This is a genomic window from Nitrospira sp. BLG_2 (assembly GCF_049222245.1).
Genome location: NZ_JBLYIG010000062.1, coordinates 1 through 4598, shown reverse-complemented (window position 1 = coordinate 4598; position 4598 = coordinate 1). Strand labels below are relative to the sequence as shown.

General features: G+C 55.3%; 7 protein-coding genes. 4 read left to right on the top strand and 3 right to left on the bottom strand.

The window, feature by feature from the left end; translation table 11 throughout:
- Positions 1-76: 76 nt before the first annotated feature.
- Entirely contained in the window at positions 77-445 is a 369-nt protein-coding gene (locus tag ACOSYY_RS01715) for a type II toxin-antitoxin system VapC family toxin (protein WP_421660538.1), read from the top strand.
- Positions 446-477: 32 nt separating this feature from the next.
- Here ACOSYY_RS01715 and ACOSYY_RS01710 read toward each other — a convergent pair whose 3' ends face one another.
- A complete protein-coding gene (locus ACOSYY_RS01710) occupies positions 478-546 on the bottom strand; it encodes a hypothetical protein (protein ID WP_526023262.1) in 69 nt (22 codons plus the stop codon).
- Between the two features lie 704 nt (positions 547-1250).
- Between ACOSYY_RS01710 and ACOSYY_RS01705 the strand changes: the two genes are divergently transcribed.
- The 3 genes from ACOSYY_RS01705 to ACOSYY_RS01695 all read left to right on the top strand — a co-directional run bounded on the left by ACOSYY_RS01705 (position 1251) and on the right by ACOSYY_RS01695 (position 2667).
- Positions 1251-1589 (top strand): nucleotidyltransferase domain-containing protein, encoded by a 339-nt coding sequence (locus ACOSYY_RS01705; RefSeq protein WP_421660537.1) that lies wholly within the window; start codon positions 1251-1253, stop codon positions 1587-1589.
- Positions 1579-1782 carry a HEPN domain-containing protein gene (locus tag ACOSYY_RS01700; protein ID WP_421660536.1) on the top strand — a complete coding sequence of 68 codons (204 nt, stop codon included), beginning with the start codon at positions 1579-1581 and terminating at the stop codon, positions 1780-1782. Before ACOSYY_RS01705 ends, ACOSYY_RS01700 begins: the two co-directional genes overlap by 11 nt.
- A gap of 705 nt (positions 1783-2487) precedes the next feature.
- Positions 2488-2667 carry a hypothetical protein gene (locus tag ACOSYY_RS01695; protein WP_421660535.1) on the top strand — a complete coding sequence of 60 codons (180 nt, stop codon included), beginning with the start codon at positions 2488-2490 and terminating at the stop codon, positions 2665-2667.
- A 44-nt stretch (positions 2668-2711) separates the two neighbouring features.
- Here ACOSYY_RS01695 and ACOSYY_RS01690 read toward each other — a convergent pair whose 3' ends face one another.
- Positions 2712-3650: a cation diffusion facilitator family transporter gene (locus tag ACOSYY_RS01690; protein ID WP_421660533.1), complete on the bottom strand. Its 939-nt coding sequence runs from the start codon at positions 3648-3650 to the stop codon at positions 2712-2714.
- 73 nt (positions 3651-3723) lie between these two features.
- On the bottom strand, positions 3724-4598 hold an 875-nt coding region (locus ACOSYY_RS01685; protein ID WP_421660532.1), incomplete at its 5' end, for a hypothetical protein.

The following is a 4598-nucleotide window of genomic DNA, read 5'->3' as shown; positions in this document are numbered from 1 at the left end:
AACGGTGGCTTCGGGACGCTGGGCCTATTTCGATACCAGCGTGCTGGTCAAACGATATGTCAAAGAATAAGGCTCGATTGCCGCACGGCATCTCCTTCAACGGTATCGATTGCTCTCTTCGGCAATAGTCCCAGTCGAAGTCTTATCTGCATTGAGCCGGAGACGTATGGCCGGTGAACTGACTCCGCGCGATTTTCTGGCCATTAGAACCAGGCTGCACAAAGATCGAAGCTATTGGGAACTTGTGGAGGTGGGAGCCATTGTTCTAAGCAAGGCCGAGGAACTCGTCCAAACTGTCGGTTTGCGGACCCTCGATGCTTTGCATGTGGCGTCGGCACTGACCTTTCAATCGGCATCTGGTCTCACGATTCCGTTCATCACCGCCGATATTCGGCAGCGAGAAGCGGGAGAAAGGCTTGCTCTCAACATGATCTGGGTTGAGTAACACCGCCGCGTGGAGGCCAATCAGCAGCAGAGTCAACGATACACTTCTTTTCGATCGCCGATCTTCACGACAGGCACGATCAGTTCTTTGTCTTGAATCATGTAGGTGATCCGATAGCTGCCTTCCCGGTACGGTAAAGGTCATTCTTTCCGGCAAGTTTATTGATGCCATGGAGACGAGGATCGCAGCATTTTTAGGCGCGTGATGATTCGCTTTTGAGTTGACGTTCCGCAGTCGGGGCGAGAAGGATCGTGTAGACCATGGAAACTTAGAGGCCCATCTCCTTCAGAATCGCATCAAGCGACTTCGCACCTTTCTTTCTGGTTTCGGCTAGGGAACTATGATGCACGAGCGTCAGCGGCTTCGTGATGCGGCCCAGTCAGCTTCCAAAGGCCGCAATGGATGTTGTCGGGATCGCAGCACTCGGTTTCCAGTTGAATGGTCATGTGTTTGATGCCGAAGCGTGAATTTGGTCTATGTCAGGTCTTCGCCTTTCCTCTATCGCTTGCGGTAGCGATCGAGAAATTCTTGTGGCGAAAGCACGGCTATCCCTTGACGCTTACCGAATGAGAAATGTTTGGCGTTTCCTGTAATCGGGCAGTCGGCTTTACCTGCTAGAGCAGTTTCAAGGAAGGATTCATCAGCGGATCAGGAAGTCTGACCGGCAATGGCTGCCTGCGGTGCTGAATCGCTCTGATGGTAGCCGGTCTGAACTCGGCGTAAGGACGGCTGATCCCTCCATTTGTGGAAAAGCTGCACAGCATTCGCTATCATGACGCCGGTGGCGCTCTGGAGATCTCGACGGATGGCTGGCATTCTTACATTTCCACCTGTCACAGACCAACTCCTCGCCGAAGTAGTCCGCCGCATTCTCACCATTGGTTCTCCCATCAAGATTCTGATGTTCGGTTCCCATGCCAAGGGTACCGCCCGTCCGGACAGTGATTTGGACTTGCTGATCATTGAAGAATCCGACCTACCTCGCTATCGGCGTTCGGGACGCTATCGAAGGGCGCTCTGCGGGGTGTTTCCCGCCAAGGATATTGTCGTCTGGACCCCCCAAGAGGTCGAAGAATGGAAAGCCGTGCCCAATGCCTTCATCTCCACGGCACTGACCGAAGGCAAGTTGCTCTATGAAAGATAGGTCGGCTCTGGCCAGAGGGTGGTTTCGAAAGGCCGACAGCGATCTTGCGGATGCCCGACGCACTACTGCTAGTGAAGGTCCTTACGACACCGCGTGCTTCCACGCTCAGCAAGCTGCCGAGAAGTATTTGAAAGGTGTTCTCGCATGGAGAGGCCTCGTGATTCCTCGCACGCATGATTTGGAAGAACTTTAGCGCTTGTGTATACAACTTGAACCATGGCCCGAACTTGCAGCCTGCGATCTCACAGACCGGACTTCCTATGCCGTGGAACTTCGCTATGATGCAGAATTTTGGCCGCCGCAACCCACGGCTGCCGGCGCCGTCAAATTGGCGAAGCAGGTGTGCGCTTGCGTGCTCGCTCGTATGCCATCGGACACCCGTCCTTAACCCTCGCGATCAGCACTCGCAGCCGTCTCCATCGTGAGCGCAAAGCGGATACATTCTGCGCGAAATGTGCCTATTGTTCAGCCTCGCTACAGAGGAAGACACCAAGGCACATCAATTTACTTTCCGTGGGGTGTGACGAAGGCTCTCAACAAAGAATTAAATCTGCCCCGCCGCAACGGCGTCACCGGCGAGAGCCTTTTTGAGACGCTGGCCAATCTTTTTCACCAACACAACATGCGAGCTTGGACGGATCGCCAAGACTCTTCCAGCAATCATCCAATTCCCAAGATCGTTTGCAGCGAAGCGTTGGGTGTCTCATAAGAAGCCATACTGTACTGGCCTCCATAAAGTACATTCATCGCTTGCTTGAGAGTGGATGGAGCTCACTGACCCCTTCCGATAAACGATTGCATGAACAGTCTGATGCCTCTATTCCTGCGAGCCTTGACTAGGCGCCTTCATAAGGCACATAGTTTTATGGACTCAAGCAGCTATTGTTGGGGAGAGAATGTGGCCAAGCTCAATATGTCCATCGACGACCGGTTTAGAGATGAGCTGCTTCGGCGAAAACGCCGGCAAGCCACGGATGTTGTGCGGTGTCTGCGAAAGCGCAGTGCCACGCTGAGCGGAAAAGAGATTGTGGAGGCGGTGCGGCGGGATCGTGCGAGGATTGAGCGGCAAGGACCTTGATGATGAAGTGGGAACGAACTGGCAATCTGAGTCCGCTGTAACGCTTAATGGTGGTGCGCGAAGGTGTGTATCTCGTGGTGGTGTCCAGTGAGCTTCCGAAGGTCGCAGTGGATGTCGTCAGGATCGCAGCACTCTGTTTCTAATTGAATGGTCATGTGTTTGATGCCGAAATCGGTCGTGATCCGGTTCTGGATCAACTGTAGTAATTCCAGCGGAATGCGGTGACGCTCGATCATGACGTGGCTGGTCAGCATGACCAACCGAGGTTCGACTGCCCAAATGTGCAGATCGTGCACGTTCTTGACGCCGGGGACGGCTTCCATCGTGGCTGCGACATGAGAGGCGCTGATGCCGGGTGGTGTCGATTCCAATAAGACCTCCATCGATTCTTTGAAGATCGGCCAGGCTCCTCGCACAATCGCCCCGACCACCAGCAAGCTCACGAGCGGATCCAGAATGGTCCAGCCTGTCAGGAAAATAGCCGCACCGCTGACAATGACGCCGAGCGAGACCCACGCATCTCCTACCATGTGCCAGAATGCGCTTCGGATATTCAGATCGTCTTTCGCTCCGTGCTGAAGTAACAAAGCGATCCCGAGATTGGCCACGAAACTGACTGCGGCGACGGCCATTACCCATCCGCCATCGACTGGAACCGGTTCCAGGAGACGCTTCACGGAGACCATCACGATGCCGAATGCAGTGAGCAGAAGAATGAAGCTGTTGAGAAATGCCGCGATGATGCCGGCACGATGGTAGCCGAAGGTTCGGCTCTCCGAAGCCGGGCGCGCGGTGAGCAGATGGGCATACAGTGCCAGAAAGAGCGACCCTTGATCGACGAGATTGTGGCCTGCGTCGCTCATGAGCCCGATGCTATTGAGGAGCCAGCCGCCGACGAATTCAGCCGCGATGATCACGGCATTGATCGCCAAGGCCAGCTGGAGTCGGGATCGGAGATGTGCATACGAAGTCAGTGCCGTCATGCATGACAGTTTCGCACGGAGGACGCGACGCAGCAAGCCTTGCCGAAGGTTCTATCAAAGCAGTTGCAGTTGATTATGGTACGGATTTGGGCGGGAGACGCTCGCTGAACACCGGATAGTTGGCTTGATCCATTCCTGAATTGCCTGTAGACAAGTCCGTGGCAATCACTCGGAGCGTGATCCCGTCGGGAACGTCCTTCGACGGCGGCACAAAGAAGGGTGCTTCGAAGGCGCGGGTTCCTTCATCATAAAACAGCTGCAGTCGCTCGACGATTCGGTCCCCGATCAACACCTCTCCGTAAATACGGATCTTCCGCGAGTCCCAATCTCCATGGGGGCGGACCAATGAGCCGGACAGGGTTCGGACTGAGGCTCGGAGTTTCACATCATCCTTTGCGATCAATGCTTCGCGTGGCTTGGGCCGCTCGATCTGAACCAGGTAGCCATGGAGATGCAGGACAATGCCGTCGTTGGTCAGGTCTTGTCCCGGAATCAACAACAAGGTTTGGCGGGTCTTCTGCAATGCAGCGGGATAGGCGAGCGGCCCTTCCGCTGAGATTTCCACTAACGTCGGTTTATGCAGATCCAACGTGGTGGTGAAGGCGGCGGAAGGACGAGAGCTGTAGATCGGCTCTTCCATCATATGAGGTGTGCGCATGATTTGATTCTGGTCCCCGGATTCGCCCTGCTGCAGGCCGGTTGCCAGAATGTGGCCGCTCGCGACATCAGTAATCGTTACGCGCGCGCCACCGACTTCGCGGCCCAACACCATCGCCCCATGCGCGACGACCCGTACGAGCACCGTCGTCGGCTGAGGACCGTTAAGTGATGAATCCGCGAGAGCGTGGCTTGTGACGGGACTCAGAAAGCAGAGGAGCGAGGCGAGCGAGAGAATCAGTCCAACCGAGACGAAGGAAGATCGCGTCATTTCACCTTGGTACCGGGATC